The following is a 24558-nucleotide window of genomic DNA, read 5'->3' on the forward strand; positions in this document are numbered from 1 at the left end:
TCCCTTCGCGTTGCGTTCCCGAAGCCCGTCACCCAACCACACCCATCCCGCGAGTACCCAAAGCCGGAGGTAGGAGCATGAAAGTCACCGTGATCGGCATCGGCCGTCTCGGCGCCCCGTACGCGGCATCGCTCGCCGAGATCGGCCACGACGTCCTCGGCGTCGAGCCGGACCCGAAGACCCTCGGGAGGCTGACGTCCGGGCTGGCGCCGTTCGACGAGCCCGACCTCGGCGCGACGATCGCCAAGCACGCGGCCAGCGGCACCATGCGGTTCACCGCCTCCTACGACGACGCAGCCCGGTTCGCGGACATCCACTTCGTGTGCGTGCCCACCCCGCAGACGGCCGGAGCGTTAGCAGCCGACCTGTCGTACATCGAGGCTGCCGTCGCCAGCCTGGCCCACCGCGCCCGCCGGGACTGCCTGATCGTGGCGAAGTCGTCCGTGCCAGTGGGCACCATGGACCGTCTCGCCACCCTTGCAACAGGAGCAGCCCGCCCAGGGGTTCGGGTGAGCCTGGCCTACTCGCCGGACTTTCTGCGGGAGTCCACGTCGATGACGGACGCGGCCCGCCCCACCCGGATCGTCGTCGGCATCCAGAGAGAGCGGGACCGTCCGGACGCCGAAGACGTCCTGCGGCATGTCTGGGCACCGTGGCTTGAGGCCGGTGTCCCGCTGGTCGTCACCGACTGGGCCACGGCAGAGCTGTCGAAGTCGGCGGCCAACGCGTTCCTTGCCACGAAGGTGTCGTTCATCAACTTCCTGGGCGCGATGTGCGAGCACTCCGGCGCCGACATCCAGGCCCTGTCCGCGACGCTGGCGCTCGACCCCCGGATCGGCCCGGCCATGCTGGACGCCGGGCTCGGCTTCGGCGGTTCCTGCATCCCCAAGGACATCCGGGCTCTGGCCGAGCGGGGGCGTGAACTCGACGTCCCGGAAGCCGGATTCCTCCGGGACGTCGACGCGATCAACATCCGGCGGCGGCGCCGGGTCGTCGCGCTCACCCGCGAAGCCCTCGGCGGAACCCTCACCGGCCAACGGATCGCGGTGTGGGGGGCCGCGTTCAAGCCCGGCACCGACGACGTCCGGGACTCACCGGCCCTAGCCGTCGCGCGCGAACTCGCCGCCGCCGGAGCCGCGGTTGCTGTCCATGACCCGAAAGCCCTGGAAACAGTCCGCGAAGAAGCACCCGAACTCGCCACATGCGACGACGCGGCCGCCGTGCTGGACGGAGCGAACGTGCTGCTGCACCTGACGCACTGGGAGGCATACCGGCAGACCGACCCCGCAGCCCTGTTCAGCCGCATCGCCACACCGGTAGTGATCGACGCGCGCGGAACCCTCGACGCCGCACTGTGGACGGCAGCGGGCTGGACGTACACGGCGCTCGGCCAGACACCCGCCAACGTCCGCGCGGTGAAGGAGGCCGCCCAGGCGCTCACCGGGCAGCCAGCCACGGGCCTCGAAGGAAATCACTAGGCCCAGGCCCAGGGACCCCAAGAACCCAGCTGCCGGTTCTGCCAGACCCTGGCCGAGCAGCGCCAGACCGCGCTGTGGTGGTGCACGAACCCGGAGTGCAACGCGGTACGCACGGACGCCGGGTTCTGGGTGCGCCTGGGGCCCCGGGCTCGGTCCGGCGAACCCCTACACGACGACGAAGAAGGACCCGCCGGTTGACCGGCACGGGCCCCTGACCGGAAGAGAGTCCATATGCAGTCCGCCCCACGTCGCGTTGCCCTGTTCGACGTCGATGACACCCTGACCGACCGCCGGGCCGCGTTCGACCTGTGGGCCCACGAGTTCGCCCAGCGCACCAGCGTCCCGGTCCAGTGGCTGACGGCCACCGACATGGAGCTGGCGGGGCGGCGTACCGCGTTCTTCGCCCGGCTGAAGAAGACGTACCCGGCCGTCGCCAGGTCGGTGGCCGAGCTCCACGACCAGTACCGGCACCGCAGCGCCGAGCTCGTCCCGTTCCGGCCGGATGTCCGTGACGCCCTCGGGAAGGTCCGGGCCGAGGGGTGGGCGGTCGGTGCGGTCACGAACGGCGAGCCGGCCGCGCAGCGCCTCAAGCTGAAGACGGCCCAGCTCGACGACCTCGTGGACTCGGTGATCGTGTCCGGCGCGTACGGCATCCGCAAGCCGGACCCGCGCCTGTTCCACCTCGCGATCGAAGACCTCCGCGCCACGGCGGACGCCGAGGTGTGGATGGTCGGCGATGATCTGACCACCGATATCGCGGGCGGACAGGCGGCCGGCATCAACACCGTGTGGCTGTCCCACGGACGGAATAGGCCCGTAGGGGCGCCGGAGCCGAGCCACACCGTCCACGGCGTCACCGAGGCCGCCTCCTGGCTCCTGGCCCGCACCGGAGCCAGTCCCGTCTGCCCTGCGACACCGTCCGGGCCGCGGGCTTCCTGATGGAGAGCCACATACCGCACGCCGGACCAGGCGCGCACTGCCACGAGTGCTGGCTGGACCAGCAGGCCAAGCAAGCGGAGGCGAAGGCGAAGGCCGAGGCGAGAGAGCGGGCAGGGGAACAGTCCATGTCCCTGTGGGTCGTGGGCTGCCTGGCCGGCCTGGTCGTCCTCGCCATCGGCCTCTGGCCCTTGTGGAGCTGGGCCCTGTTCTTCCGTTGACCTCTTTGGTGAATCGTTCCTACGAGGCAGGAGGCACCACCGATGCGAACACGTCCAGCGCTACCCGTCCTGGCCACCGCTGTCGCGCTTGTCGCCACGCTCGGCGCCGAAGGCGGATGCGGCTCCTCTACGGGTCAGGTCACCTGTCACGTCACCGCGTACGCGCCCCGTCAGTCCGGGGCGATGATCCAGGCCACCGGGTCGATGAACTGCTCGGGCGGGAACGTCGAGCAGGCCACGCTCGACATCGAGCTCCAGGTGATGCAGGCGAACGGCAACTTCACCAGTGCCCACGGCTGGCAGTCGTTCCAGATCGGCAGCATGGGGCCCGGTGTCACGAAGGACCGTTCGCTCAAAGTTCCGTGCCGTCGGGGGAAGTTCCGGACCCTGGCGAAGGGGAAGGGCGTCTTTCAAGGGGTGCCGAGCGCTAGTGTGGCCGCTCAGCCCAGCATGGTTGCGGAGGACCCGTGCGCATGAACCAAGCCGACTTCGGATGGACCGTGAAGCGGGGCAAGGTCACCGCGATGGCTCCCGGACAGATCATCACCTGCGCCGAGTTCGAGAAGGCGTTCGGCGTCGACTGCGCCGCCGATCCCGAGTTCAGCATCGACCCCGACCACCGCCACTTCGGCCCCGTCACCGGCCTGCGATACGGGGGACGCCTGTCCCGCCGCCAGCGGCTCTGGTCGTGGTGCTGGGAGCACGGAGGCCGCCAGCTGCGCAACGCTCGGCTCCGCCTGGCCGGCCGGAGTCGGGCATGACGAACACGTGGATTCCGCCCGAGGAGTACGTCAAGACACTCGCGCAGGCCACCTCCTACGGTTGCCTGTACTTCACCGATACCAAGGGCCGACCGGTCCAGCTCCGGGCCGTCCGCAGCAGTGAGACCTGGCAGTGGCCTGGCGGGAACATGGAGTCCGGCGAGACGCCTTGGCAGTGCGCGCTTCGTGAGTGCCGGGAGGAGACCGGCATCGACTTCACCGGGCAGCAGCGGCTCCTCGCTGTCCATTTCCTCCCCCCGGATGATGAGTGGCCGGTCAACCACATCGGGTTCATCTTCGACGGCGGCACCCTGACGGACGAGCAGGTCGACGGGATCGAGCTGGACCCCGGAGAGCACAGCGAGCTGCGTGTGCTCACGGTGGAGGAGTGGAGCCAGCTCATGACTCCGCGGAGTCTCGCCCGGCTGATCGCCGTCGACCGCGCGCGTCAGTCCGGGAGCGTGGCCTACCTCGACGAGGCGGAGGCTCGGTGATCGCTCCGATGCCGGCCGCCGCTGTCCTGGTCCAGCACGAGGGCCGCGTCCTGATGGTCCACCACGTCAAGACGGGCCACTGGGTCATTCCGGGCGGGAGGGCTGAGGACGGCGAGACGCCCCGCCATTGCGCTGCGCGGGAAGCCCTGGAGGAGACCGGTGTCCCGGTCCAGGTAGGCCGTCTCCTGGTCTTCCAGCACCTTCCCGCCGGTACGTACGGCAATGGCGCCAATCCCATGCCGTGCCACCTGTTCGTCTTCGCCGCGATGATGGACCCCGCCGACCACGAACGGATTCGCGTCCCCGACCGCGAACTCCTCGGGCACGACTGGTTGCCCCCGGGCCGGGCCGTCGAGCTGACTGACCACACGAACACGCCGCTGCTGGGCGCGGCCCTCGCGGCCGCCGCCGACGGGACGACGGCGTATCTGGAGTACCGACCTCACACGTGATCATGCCTCGGTAGAGGCCCTGCACGCCCCGAACAGCCACTGGGCTCCGGAGGCGCCGACCACCCTCGGGGCTGTCGTCAGCAAGGAGCAATGCACGTGAACCAGGCCAAGGACCATCCCGAGCCCATCGTGTCCTTCAGCCTCGGCCGCGGCCCGGCCGGGCCCTTGAGCCGCCGTCAGCGGCTCGTGTCGTGGTGCTGGGAGCACGGCGGCCGCCAGCTGCACAACATCCGCCTTCGCCTCACCCGCCGGAGCCGAGCATGACCGTCGAGGAACCGCACGGGGCGGTGGCGTTGATCGTCAACAGCCAGGGCGAGTACCTGCTGCACCTGCGCGACAACTTCCCGCACATCGCATTCCCCGGCATGTGGTCGCTGCTCGGCGGCTGCCGCGACGGCGACGAGACGCCGGAGCAGACCATCGTCCGCGAGCTCGACGAAGAGGCCGGACTCCGGCTGGCCGACCTGAAGCACTACACCACCGTCACGTCCACCCCGTCCGACGGAGAATCGGGCCCCGTGGCCATCTTCGTCGGCCACTGGGACGGCGACGCCGACGCGCTGCCCCTGTCCGAAGGCGTCATGCTCCGCTGGTTCGCGCCCACGATGGTGCCCCGTCTCGTCATGGTTCCTTGGGCGGCCCAGGCCATCACCCAGCACTCCACGGCGTTAGCCCACACCGCCGCCTACTGGGACCCCATCTACGAAGAGGGCAAGGACTGGCGGCCGGTCACCGATGCAGAGATGGCTGCCTTCGCCAGCCACGCCGAACCCCGGCCGGGGCAGTGCGCGGTGGACCTCGGGTGCGGCACCGGGCGCCTGGCCCGCCGCCTGCACACGATGGGCTACCGGGTGACCGGCGTCGAGATATCGGCGGCCGCGCTCGCCAAGGCCCGCGAAGACCCCAGCCCCGGGCCGACGTGGCTGGTACACGACATACAGACCGGGCCCCCGCCCGGCATTGCCCCAGGGAGCGTGGACGTGATCACGCTGCGCCTGGTGATCGCTTTCATCCCCGACCGCCCAGCGCTCATGGAGCAGGCCCGTGCCCTGCTGCGCCCCGAGGGGCTGCTGTACCTGGTAACGCCGGTCGTCGAACGCGTCCCCGCTGACCGGCGGCCGATCGGCCTGACCGGCGAAGAGATCAAGGACCTCTGCCGGACATGGGACACGGTCGGCCGGTGGGAGATGGACTGGAACGACTGCCTGCTGCTGCGCCCCGGACGCCGCCAAGGACGTCCTTGATGACCGCTGTACCCCCGCACCCGGAGAAGCCGTTGGTCCGGCTCATGGAGGAGCGCGACGGCGAGGAGACGGCCCGCCTGTACCAGGAGCTGGCCGCCGCCTCCCCCGAGACGCACGACCCCGCAGTGGCCGAAGACGAGGGCTGGTTCTTCAACGACCGGGCCAGCGTTGACGACGACTGGGCGGGGTTCGTGGTGGACCTGGGCGACGGGCGCCTCGCGGCGATGGCCATCGGCCGCGACACCGGGGAACACGGGGTGGTCGAGGCGATGGTGACCGGCGCCGAGTGGCGCGGGCAGGGCTGGGGTCGGCGGGTGCTGCGGGCGCTGCTGGGCTGGCTGTACGACCGGGGAGTTGACTCGGTTCTGGTGGAGGCCGAGGCGGGCAGCGAACCGTTCTACGCCGCTCTGGGCTTTGCCCCGTGCCCGGGGTTCGAGCCGGGTCAGGAGATGCAGCTCGACCTGAACGCTCTGCCCTGCGACCGCCACTGATGAAGCTTGGGCTGTTGGCGGTGGCACAGCCCCGGACGGCAGCGGTCGTCCGGGGCTGTGCCTGTGGTTCGCCGCGCCTCCCGGCGAGGGCATCGCGATGACATCGCTCTCACCGTACCTATATCTCAGCGTTTAGCCCTGTTTGGGCGCGTTGGCCGAGAGTCGGCACGGCCGCTGCCTACCGTCGGCTCCATGTCTGAGGTTCCGCGGGTTGTCGAGGCGTTCTCCGAGTACGTCCAGGGGCAGGAAGACGAGCGGGCTGCGCTGCGGGAGGCCGTGGAGGCAGACCGGGCGTTGGCGCTGGAGCGGAACGCCGAGCAAGCCGCGCAGGCGAGCACCTGGCATGTGGAGCTCTCGCAGGCCCTGTCCGGCCTACGGGGTGAGGTCGACGGCCTGAGCGACCAGCTGGGCCGGACCATTGCGGCCATGCGCGAGGGCCAGGCCGCGGTTGAGGGGCGGCTCGGCACTCTGGCGGAGGCCCTGCGGAACGTCGGCGGACAGGCGGGGCAGGCGGTTCGGGAGGTCGTCGAGCTGCGCGGGCAGCACGCGGAGCACCGTACGGAGACGGCGGGCCGGCTCGACACGGTGCAGGAGGCGGTCGAACGGGGCGCGCAGACGTCCGGACAGCTGGTCGTCGAGGTCCAGGCCCTCGGCGAGCGCCAGGCCGCGGTGGCCGTCGAGGTGGCCACGGTCGTGGAGTTGACCGGTCGGGTGCCGGAGCTGGTGGCCGAGCACCTGGCGCCCAGCCTCGCGGGGCTGGCCACGTCCGTGGAGACCGTACGGGGAGCGCTGGCGGGTCATGAGGAAGCCTGCGACCGGAGGGACCAGGCCGTCCGCGAGGAGCTTGCCCGTTACTGGGAGGGGGTGTTGGAGCTGGGGCGGGCGGTCGACGGGGTCGAGCGCCGGGTGAACGCCATGGTGGAGCGCGTCGAGGCCGCCGGGAAGGCTGCGGCGGAGGCCCAGGCCAAGACCGCCGGCATGGTCGCCGAGGCGCTGCGCCGGGTCGAGGAGCTGCACACGGGGCTGGAGGAGCGGCAGGAGACGGCCGCGGCCGCGCTGGCGGAGCAGATGGACAAGGTGCTGCTGGTGGTCGGCACGGTGGACCGGGGGCTGGCGGCCATCGTGGCCCGGATCGGCGTCATGGACCAGTACGTGCCGCCGAAGCCCGGCGTGAGCGTCCGCTGAAGGTCAGCCGCCGGTGATGGTGTGCAGGAGCCAGACTCCGACCAGGACCACGGCCTGGAAGCCGAGGTAGAAGACGATCAGACCGATGGCGACACGGGGGATCAGCTGCCAGCCGGTCAGCTTCTCCAGCCGGGCGACCTGCTTCTCCAGGGCGTCGATGCGGGCGTGTATGTCGGTGTCGGTGGTGCTCATGGCCGTGACCCTATCCGCCGATGAGGGCCACCTCACTCCTGGTGAGTTTGTCCGGTATCAGCCGTTTTCCTAGAGTCTGAGGAGTCCGAACGGGAACACCAATTCCCCTTCAACTCCCCACATTCCAGGAATGGTTGACCATGACGATCACCCACGAACACGCCACCGCCGACGTCCGGTTCGCCGAGACGATCCGCGACCACCTCGACCTCGCGTACGAGACCGCCACCACCCAGGGCCGCCCGCTTCCGGCGGACGCGTTCACCTCCGAAGGGCACCTGAAGGCCGGGAATCTGCCGCAGGCGTCCGGCTACGCCTACGCGGCCCTGCTGGGGCTCGGCGTCAACATCTTCGACCTGTGAGCCCGGACCTGGGTGCGGAGGCGCTGCTGGTCCTCGCCTCCGCCGACCGCCTCCCCGCTGCGCCCGGCCCCCGGGACCGGTACATCCGCGAACACCTCGGCATGCGCCCCACCTGGTACTTCCAGCTCCTCAACGCGCTTCTCGACGATCCGCGGGCCCTGCCCTACGCGCCCATCGCGGTGAACCGGCTGCGCCGGGTCCGGGACGTACGGCGCACGGTCCGCGAGCACCCTCAACCGTAAGGCTGTCATGAGCACAACATTCCCTGTGGCGGGGTACAGCACCGCCGCCCTGCTGGCCGACATACGCGAGAGCGCGGCCGCCGTCTGGCAGGACGCCGCGGCCGTCGACTTCGTCCTCGGCGAACCCGGCTGGTCCCCGGACGTCATCGGCATCAACGCCGCAGGCGGCCCGGCACGCTTCTCCGGTCTCGACTTCCACGCCGAGCGCGAGCTGATCGCCCTGGCCGCCGATGCCTTCGTCGAGTTCCGCGCCACCTACCCGGACCACCCCGTACTCGAGGTCACGCCGCACGCGATCCGCCTCCACCTCGGCCGTGCCCGGTGAGCGTCCTCGACTTCACCGAGCGGGAGCCGGGGATCTGGCAGGCCATCGGCTGCATCAGCACGTACACGGTCACCGAACTGGCCGACGGCCAGGCACATGTGCAGACCACGGGCTACGCCCCCTGGCGGGTCCACCACTACACCGCGCCGAGCGTCGACGCCGGGCTGGCCGGCTGCCGTCAGGCCGAGGAGATCTCGCTCCTCGCGAGGGTCGTCCGGGTGACGGGTCCGGACGGACGCACACGGGTGATCACCCGCCCGGACGGCGGTGGGGGCGATGAGGGCCACATCACCACTGGTGGGTTTGTACCGGTTGGTCCCGTTTCTTAGAGTCTGGGAAGTCCGGACGGACACACCGAAAAGCCCTTAAGTCACCAGTTTTCAGGAGTAGTTGAGTATGAGTACGACCCCCGATGCCGACGCGGCCATAAGCGGCCTTGCCCGGTTGCGGGCCCCGTTCCCGGCCGAGCAGATCCACAAGCTGCCGCGCGTGTGGTGCCGGGACTGCCGACAGTCCAACTTCAAGATCTGCTCCAAGCACACGCAGATCCAGTGCGCCGCGTGCCACCAGAAGATCACCAGCGCGCACCTGCACCTCGACTACGTCGGCCACGCCGAACTCACCGACCGGCTCCTCGACGCCGACCCGATGTGGTCGTGGGAGCCGATGGCCTACGACGAACGCGGCCTCCCGGCGTTCGACCAGCACGGCGGCCTCTGGATCAAGCTGACCGTGCGCGGGGTCACCCGGCCCGGCTACGGCGACGCCGGCGACAAGCGCGGCGCCAACGCCATCAAGGAAGCCGTGGGCGACGCTCTCCGCAATAGCGCGATGCGCTTCGGTGCCGCGCTGAACCTGTGGGCCAAGTCCGATCTGCACGCGGAGCGGGACACCGGCACCGTCCAGGAGGACGCCACCCCCACCCCCGCCCCGGACGAGCTCCAGGAGGCCGTCAGGAAGGCGCTGGGAGCCCTCGACGGTGCGCTGATGATCGACGACCCGGCCCGCCGCCACCACGAGCTCAAAAGGGGCATGGCGCTCACCCCGCAGCACGTCAAGAACGCCCCGGTACCGGAGCGCGGCGGGCGGACGTTCGGTGAACTCCTCGCCGACGCCATCGCCGACAACGCCCAGCACCTCAACGATGGTGGTGACCGGTGAGCAGCCTCCTCGCGGGGTCGTGCCCCCGCCGCACCATCGGCATCGACGAGGCGATCTGGGAGGACGCCACCATCCAGGCCAAGACCGACGGCCTGTCCATGCGCGCGGTGATCTCCGCTCTGCTGGCCGCCTACAACGACGGGACGCTCCCGCCCCACCTCCCCGACTACCGGCCCACCCGCAGCAAGCGCTGCACCAGCGCCTACGTCCCCGAAGACGTCTGGGAGACCGCCGCGCAGGTTCGCGGGGCCGGCGGCTTCCCGTCGATGTCGTCGCTGATCGAACGACTCCTCGCGACGTACGGGCACGGAGAGATCATCGTCGAGCCGACCGCGAGACCAGCGTGGTGAGCGGGGATCTTCCCGAGGGGTACTCCAAGGCCCGGCTGAAGGTGACCTCCGATGACGTGCCGCCGTACGCGATGGTGCCGATGTGGGTGGTGTTCGGGTTCTCGGGACCGGCGGTGAAGCTCTACGCGCTCTACATGGGGCACGTGAACCAGGATCGGCCGGACAACATCGCGTGGCCGACGCTGGACACCCTCGCGAAGATGATGGGCTACTCGCGGGGCGACAAGATCAGCCGCTTCCAGAAGGAGCTCATCGCCGGGGGAGCGATCACCGCGTGGCTGGAGCCGTCGAAGAACAAGCTGCGCCACCGGTACTTCGTGGATGTGAAGTACCGGCTCCCGAAGGGCTGGACCGGGCCGGTCTCCGTGTCGGACTGGCGCGACCGCCAGAAGGCCGATGCACCGTCGGGAAACGGGAAAACCGCTGGTCAGTCCCAGGCACCCCGGACGGGGATGCCGGGCTTCGACGGGTCCCCCAGAACGGGGGCTCTCCAGTCCCCCCGAACAGGGGGCTTCCAGCCACCCCAAACGGGGGGACTAACTAAAACCACCTCAACTAAAACAACTAGCGCGCCTCCTTCGTCGGCGCGCAGCGCCGTGGGCGCACGTAGTGCTTCACGTGCAGGTAGTAGGGGTTTGGGGTCGGTTGGCGGCTCCGCCGCGCCCAGCCGCCCCAGGCGGCCCAGGATCACCCAACGGCAGGCGGAGGACCTTCGGACCGTCGAACAGGCGCTGAGGGCCCTGGGCTGGCCCCTGGAGCCTCAACGGGCCCGTCTTCCCCAGAACCTTCCCCAGCCAGTCACGGACACGGTCCTGGAGGAGCTGGAGCACCGGACCGCCGCCGAGTTGGCCGAGCGGGTTAACCGGCGGTGGGCTCTCCACGGGTGGGCGGCGAAGGCGGCGGCCGGGGAGATCCTGTCGGCGGCCGCCGTCGCCGTCGCTCTGGTGCGGGCCCCGGAGTGCACCGACGGGCGGTGCGAGGACGGCAGCAGCATCGACACCGGGTCGCCGTGCCCCAGGTGCGCGGAGCACGAGCAGGACCGGCAGACGGCCGCACGCAAGGGCTTGGTGCCAGTGCAGCGCACCAGCGTGCGGGCGGTGGTGCCGGTGGAGTGCGCCGGGTGCCGGAGCCCCTTCCCCGCAGGCCGAGCGGTCCCGGATGCCGGGGTCTGCCGGGATTGCCGCCCCCAATCCGCCTGATCGCCGCCCCACGGCACGAACGGGGCTCCGGGGACCTGGGAGACCTGGCGGCCCGTACGGGGCCGTCCGGAACGCCCTGGTGGGCCCGGTGATCCCGGCCTGGCCGGGATGTGGGCCGGATCACCCAACTCCCGTTTTGCAGGGCCAACTTGGCTTCATAGCCTCAAGTCATCCCGAAAGGAACCCATCATGACAAGAGCAGAAGAAACTACCCAGACCGCTCCGTTCGTCGCGCAGATGCCGGAACTGAACAGGCGGCTCAGAGGACATAGTTTCTACCCGACGGCCGCGCAGCTCGCCCGGATACCCGGCCTCCACGGACAGGACGGCCTCGGCACCCGGGCCCGCGTCCATCTGCACTACTTCAACGCGTCCTCGGACTGGTACATCACGGAACTCGACCCGGCCGACGGCCACGCTTACGGCTGGGCCTGCCTGAACGGCGACACCTGGAACGCGGAGTGGGGCTACGTCGACCTGGTTGCCCTGGAGTCCGTGTCCGGCCGCCTCGGGGTCCTCGTCGAGCGCGACCGCTTCTGGACTCCGGGTCCGGCCGCCGAGGTCATTCCGCAGCTACGCAAGGCCGATGACGCGTGAGCCCGTACGAGATCGTCTGCGCGGGCTGCGGCCTGGAGTCGGGCAGCGAGGACGGGTCCGACCTGTATGACGCCGACTGGCATGGCGCGCTCGTCGACGACGACAACTGGTGCGGCTGCGACAGTTCCTGTCCCGACTGCCGCCCCGCGGCTCAGACCTGTGCGGCCTCGGCCTCAGCCTGAGGCAGACGAACGTGGGCGACGCCTCGCGCTGTCATACCCGCACGGAAGAATGAGGCAATACCCCACGCAAGAGGCATGAAGGGCACCCTCGTGATCAACACCTGGTTCCCGAAGAACATCAGCGCAGCCCGACTTGAGCGAGACGCCGAGAAGCATGCGTTCGAGCTGGACTTCGAGCGCAGCCATATCGGCGCGTCCGACGGCGTTCCGGCTGACCGGCTGGTCGTCAACTATCTGCGGCACCAGTGCACCGACTACGACGACGACCAGAGCGGCGAGCGGCACCGGGAGGCGTGCGAGGCGATCGCGTTGGCCTTTCCGTGGCTGGCTGAGGAGTGCCAGCAGCAGATCAAGCGCCGCGTCCAGGCCGACCGGGAAGCCGAGGAGATGGCTGCCGCGTACGAGCGTGAGCAGCGTGAGCAGCAGCTCAAGCGCAAGGAGATCGCCGACAAGTCCAAGGCCGCCATCAAGACGATGACGGTTGGCCAGAAGGTGCAGTACGCGCACAACATCCGGTGCGTCTACGAGGCGGAGATCACCAAGGTCGGCCGGTCGAAGGTGACCGTGGCGTACGAGGTGAAGACCGGCAAGGACAGGCTCCGCACAGCCACCGTGCACGCCGCGCTCGTCACCCCGATCACCTGACCGCAACTCCCTGCGGATATGGGCCACTTCACTCCTAGTGGGTTTGCCCGGTATGTGGCGGTTTCCCATGCTTGAGGCACACACTGAGAGTGAAGGAACCCCCGCCATGAACACCGAGAACATTCACCCCACCTGGGCACCCCGCAAGCCAGTCCGGCCGAAGCGGATCAAGCTCAACAGTCACGCGAAGACGGCCATCGCCACGTTCGTCGGAACATCGCTGCTCTGGGGCATCGCCGCCACCCTCGACGACGACACGGACGCCCCGCCTCGCCCCGCCGGCCGGCAGGCCGTCGATGTGAACCGGATGGCTAGCGGGCAGGCTCCGACCCGAACCGATGGCGACGCCGCCGACACGGTCGACATGGTGCTCAAGGCCCTGGCGAAGCAGGTCGCCCTCCAGTGCGACGGCACTCCGGTCCCCTGTCATGCGGCGCTGAAGACGGCGAACCAGGCGGCCGCCGAGCTGGGAGCGGAGATCTTCGAGGACGGCTCGGTGCACACCCTCGCGGACGGAACCCCGGTCAGCTACTGACCACGCTCGGCCCGGTGATGGTCACTGGATGCCGGGCTGCACTCCAACTCCCCCCGGATGAGGGCTACTTCACTCCCAGTGGGTTTGCCCTAGTTGTGCCGGTTTCGGATGCTTGAGGCACGCCGAGAGGGAGAGGAACCCCCGCCATGAACGCCGAGATCCTGAACGCCTTCGCCAACAAGACGGCCGCGATACCCGACCACGGGCCGGTCCTCAGCGAGACCGCGGCCCGCCTCCTGGCCCCGTACGTCACCGTCACCGCCCACACCGACCGCAGATGGACGGTCACCAGCCTGGCCGATGGCGACAGCCACACGGTCACCCGCAAGCGGACGTCGGCGTACTACTCGACGGCCTGGTCCTCGATGGCGCACGTCCCTGGCCTCGACCTGGCCGTGCTGAACACGGCAGTCCGCATGGACGCGATCGACCCGCACACCGGTGAACAGCTGCGCGCCGAGCTCCTGGACGAGCGGGCCGCCGCGTGACCGCGACGCTCCTCACCCCCGCTGGCGAGGTCGACCTCGTCGAGTGCGCCGGGTGTGACCGGTGGGCCCTCCACGACGACACCCCGCTCCTGGGCTGGGTGTTCTACGAGGGCGACGGGACGTGGGCCTGCGAACCCTGCCAGGCCCCGGACCACACCCGCTGCCGCTGGTAGCGGACACCCCCTGAACGATGACGAACGAAAGCACACGCACCGTGAACCCCACCGCCGCCGAGCTGCTGGCCTCCCACATGACGTGGGAGCAGACCAGCCCCACCACGTGGACCACCGGCAGCCACACGATCACCGAGCACAAGCCGGGCTCGTTCACGTCCACCGGCCATGCCGGATCGGTCCGCTCGCTGGAGTGGTCGCTGTTCAACACCGGCGCGAGGAACGGCATGATCCCGCTCTCGCATTGGGAGCCGATACGCCGAGCCCTCACCGACCTCGAACAGGACGCGAACCGGCGATGAGTACCACCACCGAGGGCCGCGAGGCCGTTCTCCTCGACTTCCAGCCCACTGAAGATCACAGCGAGACCTTCCCGTCGTACGAGGCCGAAGGCCGGCGGGGCCGGTTCGTCCTGCGCGAGGCAGCCTGGAACTGGGAGCTGTACCTGTTCACCGGCCCCGACACCGACACCCGGCCCGCCCTGTCCGGCGGTGTCCCCGGCCGGGAGGTCGGCCAGAAGGCGGCGCAGCTGGTGGAGAACGCGACCGGCGAGATGCCCTGGCGCCGCTTCAACGACCTGATCCGCGAGGCAACGCGCACAGTGAGCGCGGAACGCGTCGCCCGCGGCGACCTGCCGTACCTGGTGGTCTGAATGAACCTGATCAAGACCCGCTGCCGCGCCGACCGGTGCACCGCTACGGCGGCCTGGCTCGTCTCCGGCGGGTTCTGCGCCTACCTGCTGTGCCCCGCCCATACGCGCGCTGCCCGAAGGCGCCGTCACGCGCCCCGCGTCGTCGCCTCCGCCGCCTTCACCACACCCGACCCAACCCTGGACGCCGCCCGATGAGCCCAGCGATACCCGCCCCGAACCCGCCCGTCGAGCCGGTCTGGCTCAAGGACAAGAACCGGTCCGAGGACGCGGTCGCGGCCCGCGAGGCCGACTGCGTCTCCACGCGCATCGACTTCCACCACGAGGTGGACGGCCGCGCGGTCCTGGCCCGGATGGGTACGCGGGCGGACGGCACGGAGACCGTCCTGCACGTCCACGTCATGAACCCGGACAACTGGATGGTCGGCACCATCGCGCCGCTCGACAAGGACGGCGGCCTGTGGCTCGCGCGCACCACCCACCCCGACACCGTCGAGCTGTCCAAGCACGCCACCCCGGCCGACGCCGTCGACCACATCAAGCTCGACGCCGAGGAGCGCGGAGCGTGGGCGGCGACCACCATGGAAGAACTCGACGCCGCCTGGCTGGCGAATCCGCGTACGCCGCTGTGCGAGCACTGCGGCCGATGAACGAACAGCTCTCCCTCCTCGACCTCATCGAGGAGCCCCCTACCACCGGTCCCGCGGCGTCCACCGAGACCGTGGAAAAAGCGGAGCCGCCGCAGCGGAACTGGTTCCCCGGCACCCTCCAGTCCGGCGAGACGATCGTGGAGATCCCCCTCGACCACCCCTTCACCCGCCAGTGGACCCTGACCACGGTCGGCGGGTTCGACTACCGGCTGACCCGCGTCTGCGATGCCTGGTCGGTCAAGCGGCTGCCGCACGACAGCGGACGGGGCTCGGACTACGTCGCCGAACTGGAGCCGCCCCTGGCCAAGATCATGGACTGGATCAGGCGGGACTCACGCTGGCGGCGCACCTCCCGCGAGCGCTTCGCCCGCCACCCCCACCTTCCCGGCGGCGAGATCCCCTTCACGCTGGAGCCGGTCGTTACGCGGCTGGAGGACGGCTTCTGGCGGGTCACCCGCTACGGCCACGAAGGCAGGATCAGCGCCTACCCCTGGGGCTACGAAGTCCTCGACAACGGCTGCCTTCCCGAGGACGAGAAGAAGGGCGGCCTCAAGTGGGACTACGCCGTGTGGTCGGCGACCGCCTGGGCCTGGTCGCTGGTCCACAACAGCCAGCTGACCGTCACGGGCACGAACTGGAACACCCGGGCCGAGTGCGCGGCAGGCGGGCCGGGGTTCGCGGGGTCGTGCAAGACCTGGCAGCCCTCCCTCAAGGTGCAGGTGGCCGACCACAGCGGCCGGACCCTGGGCCAGGTCGTGGTCTGCGTCTCCCACATGCGCGACCGGTTCGTCCCGAAGCACGCCGTGGAGCGGGCCGCCACGGCGGCCGGCGGCAAGTCGTCGGTGTGGGAGGAGAGGGCGGCCGAGCTGGTCTGGGACCTGGTCTGCCGCATGGAGCGCGGCCAGCCGCTGTTCGACGTCGGTGAGCAGCTGCTGAACGAGGGAGTCGCGGCCGGGTTCACGGCCGCCGAGCGGGCGAGGCGGGCGGCAGAGAGGAAGAAACGCTGATGGCCGGGCACACGGTGCGCAAGCGGCCCGAGGGCCGGTGGCAGTGCACCGGCTGCCGGGCCGCGTTCACGGCGCCCGAGCGGGCCCGCGCCGCCGTCTTCCCGTGTCCTGGCAGGGCGTTGCCGCACGGCCATCCCCTTGAGCGCCAGCACGTCACGGAGCCGGGCCGGTTGGACCGGTCCTGTGCCACGTGGGGATGCCCCGACCCAGATCCCCGGCATGACTGGCACGGCCCTGACCGGCTCTGTGACGACTGGGGCTGCCCGGTCTGCTGCCACTCCTGCGACTGCGATGTCTGCCGTCAGCTCGTCGATGCGCCGGGCCTGCGGGTTCTGGTCGATCCGTTCTAGCCGAACCCACAACTCCCGCTATCCATGGGCCACTTCACACCCAGCAGGTTTGCCCTGTATGCGCTGGTTTCAGATGCTTGAGGCACACCAAAAGGGAGAGAAAACAAGATGACCGCCACCATCAGCAGACCGGCCCGTCTGCCCCACAACGCCAAGCACGCCATCATCATCAGCCCGCACGGCAGCGCACACCTCGTCGGCTGCGATCACCTGTGCGACTCCGTGATCTCCGCGCCGAAGTTCGGCTGGGTCTCCAAGCCCGCCCCCGGCCAGTGGGACACGATCTCCGCCGACCAGCCACTGAGCGCCACCACCGGCGCCGACATCACCGCCGCCCGCCGCTGCAAGACCTGCCAGAGCGGAGCCACCCGGTGAGCATCCACCCCGACAACATCCTGGCCGACGGCGCGTACGACGAGCGGATGTACGACATCACGTTCGAGCCCGCGGGCAAGGGACGCTGGCGCGTCGTACGCGGCCTGGGCAACCACATCGGCTTCACCGTCCGGGACGGCTACTGGTGGGCCACCGAAGACGTCGACGGCCGCCGGTTCGGCTCCCGGTGGTCCCTGCGTTGGGTCGCCGCCCACGACCTTTCCCACCGTGCCCCGCTGAGCCGGGACGCCGACCCCGAATCCTTCCGCACTCCCCAGGAGCAGAACCGATGAACCCCGATGTCCGTACGTGGCCGATCACCCGGGGAGTCCGCGTCGTGCGCGGTGACCTGTGCCCGACCGGCGCCCACGACCCCCAGCCCACCCACGACGGCTACTGCGCCGGATGCCTGGAAATGCTCGAAGCCCTTCACGAGCTGGGGCTCCTCAAGCCCGAGGACACCACCCCGACCAGCGAGACGAGCACCCCGTGACCACCACCCCGAAGGAATCCGTGGCCGACGGCGAACAGCTCCTCACCTTCGATCTCGCCCGCCGGGCCGTCAGCCGCAACGTGGCCGGCCCCGACGAGTTCGACCGCCTCACGGCATGGTGCAGCGACCTGGTCTTCAACATCCTGTCCGGGCACGGTGACGGCCTGGTCCACGTCGTCGCGTCCGCGCTCGTCACCGACCCCGACACCGGGCACGACGATCGCCTGATAGCCGTCGGCCACAGCAACATCCACGACGGCGCCCCTGTCCTCGCCGTCGGCAGCGAGGACGCCGTGTCGATGGCCCTGACCGTGGCGGTCGTCTCGGCCGCCGTGTGCGGACAAGTCGGCGGTATCGTCGCCCGCCACCACGCCACCGGCGGCGGGGAGACGGTCCGCGGGTGGCGCATCAGCCCAGGGGAAGTCGTCCCGCTGAAGGCCGGCGAGGTGTTCTCGGCGTACTGCACCGACGCGTTGACCGGGGAGCCGCTGTCGCCCGAGCCCGGCGTTGAGTACGCCGACGGCTTCCCGGTGATGCCCCGATGATCAGCCACAGCTACAACGGGCCGGTCAAGGTCCAGCCGGTCAACGAGTGCGCGCTGTGCGACCAGGCCGTCCACGATGTCCCGGACCCGTCGCACACCGGCTGGAAGCAGACCGTGCACACGGACACCGGCGAGCGCGCCTGCCCGGACGCGGACTCACAGCCCCACCCGTGGAAGGCGTACGCGCAGGCCAAGCGCCGCTGCATGGACTGCAAGGGGCCCATCACCAGCCGACAGGACGCGTACGCGGACTACACCGAGTGCGCCGCCTGCAAGACGTACACCCGCTACTCGATCGGAGACTGACCATGAGCGTGCTGGAGACCACCGCGGCCGACGCCGAGCTGGAGCGGATATCGGACGAGCTCGACGCCTTGTACGTGGTGTACCGGGAGGCGAACGAGAGGATCGCCCGGCTGACGGTCGCCGCGCTCGGGCGGGCGGCCGCGCTGCATCTGCCGGACGCCGCGTTCCTGGAGCTCGACGAGTCCGACCAGGAAGGCTGCTACTACACGATCGGCAACTACCTGAGCGCGACCGGTGAGCTGGTCGAGATCCCGGAGGGCCTGACGGACGGCTTCTGGTCGATCGTGAACAACCTGGGCGACGACAACTGGCAGCACTGGCAGACGGAGTTCTGCCAGGCCCGACAGTACGGCGGGTACCTGCTCGACCTGGACAAGGCTCGCGCGATGCCACTGGAACTCACCGCCTGACCAACTCCCGCCCCATATGGGCCACTTCACCCCAGCCAGGTTTGCCCAGTATGCCCCTGTTTCGGATGCTTGAAGCACACCGAGAACGAGACAAGGACACCACCATGGGCGCCGCCGACTTCATCACCACCGCCACCGCCAAGGACGCCACCGCCGCCTTCCACCAGGCCCAGGACACAGCCCGCTACGAGTACGGACACGGCGGCTACACCGGGACCATCGCCGAGAAGCACGACCTCCGCCTCGCCACCTACAAGGTCCTCGACTCCGAGGAAGCCGCCGAACAGCTCGCCCAGAAGTTCCTCGACGACAACCACCCCTACTACGCCGACAAGTGGGGACCGGCCGGTGCCATCGAGTTCAAGACCGACAACAAGGACGGCGAGCGCTCCTTCGTCCTGTTCGGCTGGGCCTCCTGCTGACCGCAGACGAGCCCCCTTCATACCGCCGGAGGGCCGGGAGTTTCCCAGCTGGCTGCTGTCCTCGGCCCTCCGGCACCCCCACTCGAAAGACCCCGAAGGCCACCGATGATCCAGATGCGCCCCGCGCCCCACATCACCCCGCCCGAGCGCGCCGACTACCGCGCCCACGACGAAGACCCGCCGGACGGCACCATGACCCGGGCCGGCTGGGAAGCGGTGCAGTCCGGCACCGACCGCGGCGTCTGGCGCGTCTACGAGAACGGCCGGCGGCGCGGCGCACTCGAAGCCCCGAACACACGGAGCGAGGGCTGGTGGGCCGACGTACGACCCCGGGAAGGCCGGGACATCGAGCTCGGTACCGCCTTCACCGACAAACACGCGGCCGCGGCCGCCGTCCGCGCCTGGCACCTGCACCACAACGCCCCCGAGGACCCCTCGTGACCGACACCGTGACCCTGAACAGCACGAACATCGCCGCCCTGGCCCGCAACAGCACTTGTTTCGACATCACCCAGTGCGGCGTGTGCGGCGACGACTTCGGCGTCCACGAACGCCTGGTCATCGAGTTCCACCCGGACGACACGTTCATGGTCGTCGACTGCGACCGCCACCAGAACTGACCCACCCCCACCCCGAAAGCAGAAGATCCGCATGGCCCGCCCCACTCTCCCCGTCCTCGCCGCCACGCTCGGCGTCCTCGCCCTCGGCACCGCCGCCTGTACCAGCACGCCCGCGGCGAAGACCGAGAAGCCGAGGCCGCTCTCCTCCCTGCCGACCGCCGTCTTCCCCACCCCGCCCCCGGCCGTGCCCAGCCAGTCGGCACCGGCCGAGGCGGAGAACAAGAACCACGGCTCCGTGACCAAAGCCAAGTTCGACGAGATCACGACCGGCATGACCGTCAAGGAGGTGCTGGACCTGATCGGCCAGGGCTGCGACAAGACCAGCCAGACGGACATCGCCGGGTCCACGTCCGCCTCGTACACGTGCAGGCAGGGCCAGTGGGGCGCGAACGCCGTGTTCTCGTTCACCAACGGCACCCTCACCTCGAAGGCCCAGTCGAGCCTGAGCTGACCCGGCTGTCAGACCCGACAAGGACACTCCAAGACATGAGCACCGAACCAACCGCCCACCACTACGCCCGCCAGGCCGAAGGCGTCCGCCAGATCGCGGCCGTCCTGCGCACCTACCCGGAGCTGCACACCGTCGAGCTGGCCTCACCCGTCGGCGCGCACCCGCTCGCCGAACTCGCCGCCATCAACCCCAACGAGCTCGACCAGGACGCCGACGAACTCGCCACAGAAGCCGCCTACGCCGAGCGCACCGCCGAGATCAACCAGCGTGCAGCGGAGGCCGGCACCCGCAACCGGGCAGCGCGGTGCACCGAACCCGGCTGCGGGCACTCTGGGATCAACCACTCTGACCGGATCACCGAGGACGGCCGCATTCCGTGCGCGATGCCCACCTGCCGGTGCTCCGACCTCACCTTCGAGGCCGCAGGGGTCTGACGGCCTGCTGTGTGTCGAGTACTTGCGGCAGCGCATCACGCGGACGAGTGACGGCGGTTTGGGTGAGTGCGAGGCGCGACGTCATACTTGATACGCGGAGCATCACTCGGTTTTGGGGCCGAACAACCCCAGGCTAATGTTTAGGTACACACCGAGAGTGCGAGTGCCGCGCGGCGAACCACCCACAAGGGCGGCTCGTCCCGCAATCGACACTCGGGAGCTCCCTTGCCGTCCAGCCGCCGTGAGCCGCAATCAGGCGCGAGCGAGAGCGAGAAGCGGCAGATGCCAGCCGTTGTCCGCACCACGGACGACGTAGAGGCCGTAGAAGCCATTTGCAAGAGGCGGGGACTGTACGACCGGGTTTTTCCGCTGGAGCGCCACTACGACAAGGACGAGTGGCTGGTCGTGTGCGCGGAGGGCCTGATCCCAGCGGATGAGATCCGGTCGACCATCATTGACGTGCGGGAGGGCTAGGACCTGGCCAGGGCCTTGGTGCGAGCACGGCGAGTGAGCGGCTTCGTGAGGAGTCCGGAGGCGAGGAGTTCGACGTGCTGCTCACGCGAGACATTCACGGCTGCCCATTCCCGAGCGTCGGGGTTGGGCAGGTCGTCCGGTAGGGCGCCCGCCAGCTCGACGAGACGGCGAAGGTTGCCGATGTGGACGAGAGCACCGTTCTGCTCGCCGTCCGCGCCGGTACGCCACACGATGATGCGGACCTCGGTGTCCTCCAGAAACCGGCGCTTGGCGATGTTGTCCATCGCCTTCCACTTCTGGGCGATCGTGCGGCCTGTCAACTGGTAGTGGGGCTTGGCCTCGCGGACGGGAAGCGACTCGATCTTCTTGACCTTGTCCATGAGGGTCTGGTGGGTGCGCTCGTAGCCGTCCTCGTCGCCTTCGTAGAAACCCTCGGCGTACCGCACCCCGAGCCGGTTGAGACGGTTCCGCAGATGGGCCAGTTCCTCGGTGTGATCCTCGCCCGGGTCCACCGTTTTACGGACTTCCTGAAGGTGACCGGCGACGTTCAACAGAGCCCCTTCCACAAGGTCGTCGAGTTCGGTCAGCTTGTACGCGGCCCGGTCGGTGCAGTCCGGGTTCATGCTGGTCGTGCACCGGTAGTAGAAGTAGTCGGCCGTCGTGCCGTCAACGCGGGGCTTGTAGCACCCCTGGTAGTGGATGGTGCCCCCGCAGGAGAAGCACAGGGGGACACCCGACAGGAGCGACTTGTCGGTATCGGCTTTGGCCGGCTGGTTGATGCGCGGTGGCCGTTTGGATTGGAGCTTGGCCCCCACCTTCCGCCAGCGGGTAGGGGAGAGGAGCGGTGATGGCGTGAACACGAGGGGTTCACCGCTGTCGTCCTCGTAGATCTCATGTTTCAAAGCCACGTATCCGGCTGCCGCGGGGTGGGTGAGGAGCTGGCCGATCGCTCTTGGCCACCACTTGTAGCCCTTGACGGGCCTTCCGGCCCGCTGGTTTAGGAAGTCGAGCCAGGTGAGGATGCCGCGGCCTTCGAAATGCCGGGCGAGGTCGTGGGTGGACGCGTCGTCTTCGAGGACCCAGTCGGCCATGTCGGCCATGTAGGCGCCGTATTCGTGCTCCGGGGCCAGGAGGTACCGGGGCTTGCCTTCGGCGTCGACGCCGGTGCGTTCGGGGAGGTAGCCGAAGCTGGGGTTCCCGCCGGCCCAGAACTTGTTGTTGCGCATCCACAAGGCGGTGAGTGTGCACCGCTCACGGATCTTCCGCAGCTCCTCGGCGGCCTGCACCGCCCGCCCCATGATGATCCATCTGCCGATGGGGGTGAACATGTCGAAGCCGGGGTCGTCCAGGACAATCAGGAGCTTTCCCTGGTCCAACAGCCAGTTCACGAACGCCATCGCGTGCCGGTCGTCGCGGCCGAGCCGGTCCTGAGTGGTGATCACCATGACGTCCCACGCGTCACGCTTCTCGTTCAGCCACTGTCCCAGCTGCGGCCGGTCCGGCAGGTCGATCGCCCCCGAGACGGACCGGTCGACGGCCACACCGGCAAGGGGGCGGCCGGTCCAGTCGCGAAAGCCATGGAGTGGGCCGAGCTGGCGTTGGATCGAGCTGGAGGTGTCACGGTCGATGCTCACGCGGGCCATCAGGAGCAAGCGGGCCACCGGATCGAGGTTCCGGACCTGGGGGTGATCGGCGAAGTACACGAGCGACATACCAGTGCAACTTCTGGGATGGGGTTGGAGTTATGCCGTGCACGACACGGCGCCCGTGTGGTGAACGACAAGCGGGCCGGCCGATGCAAGTCTCGGGTGGGGAAGGGGCTGTTGGGGGCCCTGAGTGTGCCGAACGCGTCGAGAGGGCAGCGCCATTTCAGAGCACGGGGTGGCCAGGGAGCCGCCGGGTGCGGTTGGATAGCCCGACGGCGTGAAAAACGCCGAGGCCAAGTGAATGTGTCAGCCAACCGGCCGTTTCCGGCAAGCTGGCAGACTCACTTGACCTCGGCGTCAACCCGGCTGGTAACCGGGTCTAGCGCCGCCCCGACTAAGAAAACGGCGCCCGATGGCGCCCGACCCTGTAGCAAGCAAGGCGCCGATGCTGACTGTAGCGAATGGACCAGACGGGCGAAACCCGGGCGGAGCCACCGGCACTGCCAACACGGCCGTTGAAGCACGCCCGCCGGGCGAAACCATGAGCATCCCCAGGCCAGTGGGGTCCGCCAGAGTTTCTACGTGTTTTGATTCACCGCGTGCCGCAGATTCCAGAGAAGGTCCACGAGCTCACCGTCGGACAGCTGTCCGCACGCAGTGGGGCCGCCGTTTCCGCCCTGCACTTCTATGAGTCCAAGGGCCTGATCAGCAGCCGCCGGACCTCGGGCAACCAGCGCCGCTACAGCCGTGACGTGCTGCGCCGCGTCGCCTTCGTACGGGCCGCCCAGCGCGTCGGCATCCCGCTCGCCACCATCCGCGACGCCCTGGCCGAGCTGCCCGAGGAGCGCACCCCGACGCGCGAGGACTGGGCGCGCCTCTCCGAGACCTGGCGCTCCGAACTCGACGAGCGCATCCGGCAGTTGGACCGGCTGCGCAACCACCTGACGGACTGCATCGGCTGCGGCTGCCTGTCCCTGGAGACCTGTGTGCTCTCCAACCCGGACGACATCTCGGGCGAGCGCCTCACCGGTTCACGGCTGCTGCCCGAACGCAGGAAGCGGCGCCCCGCGCCCGGCGGCCCGGCCTGCGAGGACTGCTAGGGCGTGTCTTTCGGATCTTGTCGGCTTCGAAGTGCCCGTGCCGTCGTGCGACATCGCGGGGGCGGCGCCGGGCGGCCACCGGCCGCGTCCGCCCCCGCGAGTCTCATGCCGCCGATGCCAGCGCTCCGCGCCGCACCGACTTGGCGCGGCACAGTGCCTCGCCGGTGAGGACCGGCTGCGGCACCAGGATTCCGCAGCCCGCGCAGACCGGCCCGCACCACGGGTCGTGCGCCAGGTCGCGCTTCCAGACGAGCCGCTGCCCGCCGCAGACCGGGCAGTCCGCGCCGGGCACCGCCCGCAGCGCGGCGATCAGCCGGCCGAGCACCTCGGCCAGCGGCTGCGCCGGATGCACCGACGGGTCCTCGCACCAGGCGACCCCGAAGCCGCCCCAGGTCCGCCGGTGCCAGTCGTCGAAGGAGCCCGGGATCCGCAGGCCCGCGTGCTTCTCGCGCTTGCGGCGGGCCGCGAACTCCGCCTCGTACCCGAGCCAGACGGCCCGCGCCGCCTCCAGTTCGTCGAGCGCGGCCACCAGCCGCAGCGGATCGGGCGCCCGGTCCTCCGGTGCGATGCCGTGGCTGCGGCACAGATGGTCCCAGGTCGCCCGGTGCCCGTAGGGGGCGAACCGCTCCAGGCACTTGCGCAGCGAGTACCGGCGCAGCGCGAGATCGTTTCCGGGGTCGCGCACCTGTCTCGCCAGACTGCGGAATCCAGCCATGACCCTGCCACCTCCGTCGCTCGTACTTCGGTGAATTGCTTCGGCGTCGAGGAATGGACGTACGGCTACCCGATCCGGCTCCATCGAAAATCCAATGGCGGCCATCAGGCGGCGCGGACCGAAAACCGCCGGGCGCCCCCCTTCGTGCTCCGGGCGCCCCGCGCCGGTCGCTGTGACGGTTCCGGGAAGGTGGCGCACG

At 69.6% G+C, this 24558-nt stretch carries 45 protein-coding genes; 41 read left to right on the forward strand and 4 right to left on the reverse strand.

Annotated features, from left to right (window positions below; translation table 11 throughout):
* Positions 1-77: 77 nt before the first annotated feature.
* From AB5J87_RS28055 to AB5J87_RS28065, 3 genes are all read left to right on the forward strand, one after another.
* Positions 78-1478, forward strand: coding sequence for a UDP-glucose/GDP-mannose dehydrogenase family protein (locus AB5J87_RS28055; protein ID WP_369380440.1), 1401 nt, complete (start codon positions 78-80; stop codon positions 1476-1478).
* Positions 1479-1709: 231 nt separating this feature from the next.
* Positions 1710-2417, forward strand: coding sequence for an HAD family hydrolase (locus tag AB5J87_RS28060; RefSeq protein ID WP_369380441.1), 708 nt, complete (start codon positions 1710-1712; stop codon positions 2415-2417).
* Complete coding sequence (locus tag AB5J87_RS28065; RefSeq protein WP_369380442.1) at positions 2417-2635, forward strand: hypothetical protein; 219 nt, start codon at positions 2417-2419, stop codon at positions 2633-2635. The genes AB5J87_RS28060 and AB5J87_RS28065 overlap by 1 nt, the downstream gene beginning before the upstream one ends.
* Before the next feature lie 170 nt (positions 2636-2805).
* Here AB5J87_RS28065 and AB5J87_RS28070 read toward each other — a convergent pair whose 3' ends face one another.
* Positions 2806-2958, reverse strand: coding sequence for a hypothetical protein (locus AB5J87_RS28070; protein WP_369380444.1), 153 nt, complete (start codon positions 2956-2958; stop codon positions 2806-2808).
* A 150-nt stretch (positions 2959-3108) separates the two neighbouring features.
* Between AB5J87_RS28070 and AB5J87_RS28075 the strand changes: the two genes are divergently transcribed.
* From AB5J87_RS28075 to AB5J87_RS28105, 7 genes are all read left to right on the forward strand, one after another.
* On the forward strand, positions 3109-3396 hold the full coding sequence (locus AB5J87_RS28075; RefSeq protein WP_369380447.1) for a hypothetical protein: 288 nt from the start codon (positions 3109-3111) through the stop codon (positions 3394-3396).
* Positions 3393-3890 carry an NUDIX domain-containing protein gene (locus AB5J87_RS28080; protein WP_369380450.1) on the forward strand — a complete coding sequence of 166 codons (498 nt, stop codon included), beginning with the start codon at positions 3393-3395 and terminating at the stop codon, positions 3888-3890. The genes AB5J87_RS28075 and AB5J87_RS28080 overlap by 4 nt, the downstream gene beginning before the upstream one ends.
* Positions 3887-4342 carry an NUDIX domain-containing protein gene (locus AB5J87_RS28085; protein WP_369380453.1) on the forward strand — a complete coding sequence of 152 codons (456 nt, stop codon included), beginning with the start codon at positions 3887-3889 and terminating at the stop codon, positions 4340-4342. The genes AB5J87_RS28080 and AB5J87_RS28085 overlap by 4 nt, the downstream gene beginning before the upstream one ends.
* Before the next feature lie 90 nt (positions 4343-4432).
* Positions 4433-4606, forward strand: coding sequence for a hypothetical protein (locus AB5J87_RS28090; RefSeq protein WP_369380455.1), 174 nt, complete (start codon positions 4433-4435; stop codon positions 4604-4606).
* Positions 4603-5586, forward strand: coding sequence for a methyltransferase domain-containing protein (locus AB5J87_RS28095; protein WP_369380456.1), 984 nt, complete (start codon positions 4603-4605; stop codon positions 5584-5586). Before AB5J87_RS28090 ends, AB5J87_RS28095 begins: the two co-directional genes overlap by 4 nt.
* Positions 5586-6077, forward strand: a complete 492-nt coding sequence (locus tag AB5J87_RS28100; protein ID WP_369380458.1) for an N-acetyltransferase family protein — start codon at positions 5586-5588, stop codon at positions 6075-6077. Before AB5J87_RS28095 ends, AB5J87_RS28100 begins: the two co-directional genes overlap by 1 nt.
* Before the next feature lie 192 nt (positions 6078-6269).
* Positions 6270-7262 (forward strand): hypothetical protein, encoded by a 993-nt coding sequence (locus tag AB5J87_RS28105; protein ID WP_369380460.1) that lies wholly within the window; start codon positions 6270-6272, stop codon positions 7260-7262.
* A 3-nt stretch (positions 7263-7265) separates the two neighbouring features.
* Here AB5J87_RS28105 and AB5J87_RS28110 read toward each other — a convergent pair whose 3' ends face one another.
* A complete protein-coding gene (locus AB5J87_RS28110) occupies positions 7266-7454 on the reverse strand; it encodes a hypothetical protein (protein WP_369380462.1) in 189 nt (62 codons plus the stop codon).
* Between the two features lie 140 nt (positions 7455-7594).
* On the opposite strand from AB5J87_RS28110, the gene AB5J87_RS28115 reads away from it, so the two are divergent.
* The 30 genes from AB5J87_RS28115 to AB5J87_RS28260 all read left to right on the forward strand — a co-directional run bounded on the left by AB5J87_RS28115 (position 7595) and on the right by AB5J87_RS28260 (position 20898).
* A complete protein-coding gene (locus tag AB5J87_RS28115) occupies positions 7595-7816 on the forward strand; it encodes a hypothetical protein (protein WP_369380465.1) in 222 nt (73 codons plus the stop codon).
* On the forward strand, positions 7813-8058 hold the full coding sequence (locus tag AB5J87_RS28120; RefSeq protein ID WP_369380467.1) for a DUF3263 domain-containing protein: 246 nt from the start codon (positions 7813-7815) through the stop codon (positions 8056-8058). The genes AB5J87_RS28115 and AB5J87_RS28120 overlap by 4 nt, the downstream gene beginning before the upstream one ends.
* A 7-nt stretch (positions 8059-8065) precedes the next feature.
* Entirely contained in the window at positions 8066-8383 is a 318-nt protein-coding gene (locus AB5J87_RS28125) for a hypothetical protein (protein WP_369380469.1), read from the forward strand.
* Entirely contained in the window at positions 8380-8712 is a 333-nt protein-coding gene (locus tag AB5J87_RS28130; protein ID WP_369380471.1) for a hypothetical protein, read from the forward strand. The genes AB5J87_RS28125 and AB5J87_RS28130 overlap by 4 nt, the downstream gene beginning before the upstream one ends.
* A 67-nt stretch (positions 8713-8779) precedes the next feature.
* Entirely contained in the window at positions 8780-9544 is a 765-nt protein-coding gene (locus AB5J87_RS28135) for a hypothetical protein (protein WP_369380472.1), read from the forward strand.
* A complete protein-coding gene (locus AB5J87_RS28140; protein WP_369380475.1) occupies positions 9541-9894 on the forward strand; it encodes a hypothetical protein in 354 nt (117 codons plus the stop codon). The genes AB5J87_RS28135 and AB5J87_RS28140 overlap by 4 nt, the downstream gene beginning before the upstream one ends.
* The gene (locus AB5J87_RS28145) at positions 9891-11093 is read left to right on the forward strand and encodes a hypothetical protein (RefSeq protein ID WP_369380476.1); all 1203 of its coding nucleotides are present in this window, start codon (positions 9891-9893) and stop codon (positions 11091-11093) included. Before AB5J87_RS28140 ends, AB5J87_RS28145 begins: the two co-directional genes overlap by 4 nt.
* A gap of 189 nt (positions 11094-11282) precedes the next feature.
* On the forward strand, positions 11283-11690 hold the full coding sequence (locus AB5J87_RS28150) for a DUF2958 domain-containing protein (protein ID WP_369380478.1): 408 nt from the start codon (positions 11283-11285) through the stop codon (positions 11688-11690).
* Positions 11687-11872 carry a hypothetical protein gene (locus AB5J87_RS28155; RefSeq protein WP_369380481.1) on the forward strand — a complete coding sequence of 62 codons (186 nt, stop codon included), beginning with the start codon at positions 11687-11689 and terminating at the stop codon, positions 11870-11872. The genes AB5J87_RS28150 and AB5J87_RS28155 overlap by 4 nt, the downstream gene beginning before the upstream one ends.
* A gap of 75 nt (positions 11873-11947) precedes the next feature.
* Positions 11948-12517: a hypothetical protein gene (locus tag AB5J87_RS28160; protein WP_369380482.1), complete on the forward strand. Its 570-nt coding sequence runs from the start codon at positions 11948-11950 to the stop codon at positions 12515-12517.
* 106 nt (positions 12518-12623) lie between these two features.
* Positions 12624-13052, forward strand: a complete 429-nt coding sequence (locus AB5J87_RS28165) for a hypothetical protein (RefSeq protein WP_369380484.1) — start codon at positions 12624-12626, stop codon at positions 13050-13052.
* 146 nt (positions 13053-13198) lie between these two features.
* Positions 13199-13540 (forward strand): hypothetical protein, encoded by a 342-nt coding sequence (locus tag AB5J87_RS28170; protein WP_369380487.1) that lies wholly within the window; start codon positions 13199-13201, stop codon positions 13538-13540.
* A complete protein-coding gene (locus AB5J87_RS28175; protein WP_369380489.1) occupies positions 13537-13713 on the forward strand; it encodes a hypothetical protein in 177 nt (58 codons plus the stop codon). The genes AB5J87_RS28170 and AB5J87_RS28175 overlap by 4 nt, the downstream gene beginning before the upstream one ends.
* Before the next feature lie 17 nt (positions 13714-13730).
* A complete protein-coding gene (locus tag AB5J87_RS28180) occupies positions 13731-14015 on the forward strand; it encodes a hypothetical protein (RefSeq protein WP_369380491.1) in 285 nt (94 codons plus the stop codon).
* Positions 14012-14365 (forward strand): hypothetical protein, encoded by a 354-nt coding sequence (locus AB5J87_RS28185; RefSeq protein WP_369380494.1) that lies wholly within the window; start codon positions 14012-14014, stop codon positions 14363-14365. Before AB5J87_RS28180 ends, AB5J87_RS28185 begins: the two co-directional genes overlap by 4 nt.
* Entirely contained in the window at positions 14366-14560 is a 195-nt protein-coding gene (locus AB5J87_RS28190) for a hypothetical protein (RefSeq protein ID WP_369380496.1), read from the forward strand.
* Positions 14557-15012, forward strand: coding sequence for a hypothetical protein (locus tag AB5J87_RS28195; RefSeq protein WP_369380498.1), 456 nt, complete (start codon positions 14557-14559; stop codon positions 15010-15012). The genes AB5J87_RS28190 and AB5J87_RS28195 overlap by 4 nt, the downstream gene beginning before the upstream one ends.
* A complete protein-coding gene (locus AB5J87_RS28200) occupies positions 15009-16019 on the forward strand; it encodes a hypothetical protein (RefSeq protein ID WP_369380499.1) in 1011 nt (336 codons plus the stop codon). The genes AB5J87_RS28195 and AB5J87_RS28200 overlap by 4 nt, the downstream gene beginning before the upstream one ends.
* 458 nt (positions 16020-16477) lie before the next feature.
* A complete protein-coding gene (locus tag AB5J87_RS28205; protein WP_369380500.1) occupies positions 16478-16744 on the forward strand; it encodes a hypothetical protein in 267 nt (88 codons plus the stop codon).
* A complete protein-coding gene (locus AB5J87_RS28210; protein WP_369380502.1) occupies positions 16741-17037 on the forward strand; it encodes a hypothetical protein in 297 nt (98 codons plus the stop codon). The genes AB5J87_RS28205 and AB5J87_RS28210 overlap by 4 nt, the downstream gene beginning before the upstream one ends.
* Entirely contained in the window at positions 17034-17237 is a 204-nt protein-coding gene (locus AB5J87_RS28215; RefSeq protein ID WP_369380503.1) for a hypothetical protein, read from the forward strand. The genes AB5J87_RS28210 and AB5J87_RS28215 overlap by 4 nt, the downstream gene beginning before the upstream one ends.
* Positions 17234-17782: a hypothetical protein gene (locus AB5J87_RS28220; protein WP_369380504.1), complete on the forward strand. Its 549-nt coding sequence runs from the start codon at positions 17234-17236 to the stop codon at positions 17780-17782. The genes AB5J87_RS28215 and AB5J87_RS28220 overlap by 4 nt, the downstream gene beginning before the upstream one ends.
* Positions 17779-18087, forward strand: coding sequence for a hypothetical protein (locus tag AB5J87_RS28225; RefSeq protein ID WP_369380507.1), 309 nt, complete (start codon positions 17779-17781; stop codon positions 18085-18087). The genes AB5J87_RS28220 and AB5J87_RS28225 overlap by 4 nt, the downstream gene beginning before the upstream one ends.
* Positions 18088-18089: 2 nt before the next feature.
* A complete protein-coding gene (locus AB5J87_RS28230; protein WP_369380509.1) occupies positions 18090-18497 on the forward strand; it encodes a hypothetical protein in 408 nt (135 codons plus the stop codon).
* A gap of 65 nt (positions 18498-18562) precedes the next feature.
* Positions 18563-18919 (forward strand): hypothetical protein, encoded by a 357-nt coding sequence (locus AB5J87_RS28235; RefSeq protein ID WP_369380510.1) that lies wholly within the window; start codon positions 18563-18565, stop codon positions 18917-18919.
* A 105-nt stretch (positions 18920-19024) separates the two neighbouring features.
* A complete protein-coding gene (locus AB5J87_RS28240) occupies positions 19025-19360 on the forward strand; it encodes a hypothetical protein (protein ID WP_369380512.1) in 336 nt (111 codons plus the stop codon).
* Positions 19357-19539, forward strand: coding sequence for a hypothetical protein (locus tag AB5J87_RS28245; protein WP_369380515.1), 183 nt, complete (start codon positions 19357-19359; stop codon positions 19537-19539). The genes AB5J87_RS28240 and AB5J87_RS28245 overlap by 4 nt, the downstream gene beginning before the upstream one ends.
* A 31-nt stretch (positions 19540-19570) precedes the next feature.
* Complete coding sequence (locus AB5J87_RS28250) at positions 19571-19990, forward strand: hypothetical protein (protein ID WP_369380517.1); 420 nt, start codon at positions 19571-19573, stop codon at positions 19988-19990.
* Between the two features lie 35 nt (positions 19991-20025).
* Positions 20026-20424 carry a hypothetical protein gene (locus AB5J87_RS28255; RefSeq protein ID WP_369380518.1) on the forward strand — a complete coding sequence of 133 codons (399 nt, stop codon included), beginning with the start codon at positions 20026-20028 and terminating at the stop codon, positions 20422-20424.
* A 282-nt stretch (positions 20425-20706) separates the two neighbouring features.
* Positions 20707-20898: a hypothetical protein gene (locus tag AB5J87_RS28260; RefSeq protein ID WP_369380520.1), complete on the forward strand. Its 192-nt coding sequence runs from the start codon at positions 20707-20709 to the stop codon at positions 20896-20898.
* Here the strand turns inward: AB5J87_RS28260 and AB5J87_RS28265 are convergent.
* The gene (locus AB5J87_RS28265; RefSeq protein ID WP_369380522.1) at positions 20895-22610 is read right to left on the reverse strand and encodes a recombinase family protein; all 1716 of its coding nucleotides are present in this window, start codon (positions 22608-22610) and stop codon (positions 20895-20897) included. The genes AB5J87_RS28260 and AB5J87_RS28265 overlap by 4 nt on opposite strands.
* A 533-nt stretch (positions 22611-23143) precedes the next feature.
* On the opposite strand from AB5J87_RS28265, the gene soxR reads away from it, so the two are divergent.
* Positions 23144-23644: a redox-sensitive transcriptional activator SoxR gene (gene soxR, locus AB5J87_RS28270; protein WP_369380524.1), complete on the forward strand. Its 501-nt coding sequence runs from the start codon at positions 23144-23146 to the stop codon at positions 23642-23644.
* A 103-nt stretch (positions 23645-23747) separates the two neighbouring features.
* Here soxR and AB5J87_RS28275 read toward each other — a convergent pair whose 3' ends face one another.
* Positions 23748-24359 (reverse strand): hypothetical protein, encoded by a 612-nt coding sequence (locus AB5J87_RS28275; protein ID WP_369380526.1) that lies wholly within the window; start codon positions 24357-24359, stop codon positions 23748-23750.
* Positions 24360-24558 lie beyond the last annotated feature (199 nt).

Origin of the sequence: Streptomyces sp. cg36 (assembly GCF_041080675.1) — a bacterium.
Classification (GTDB): domain Bacteria; phylum Actinomycetota; class Actinomycetes; order Streptomycetales; family Streptomycetaceae; genus Streptomyces.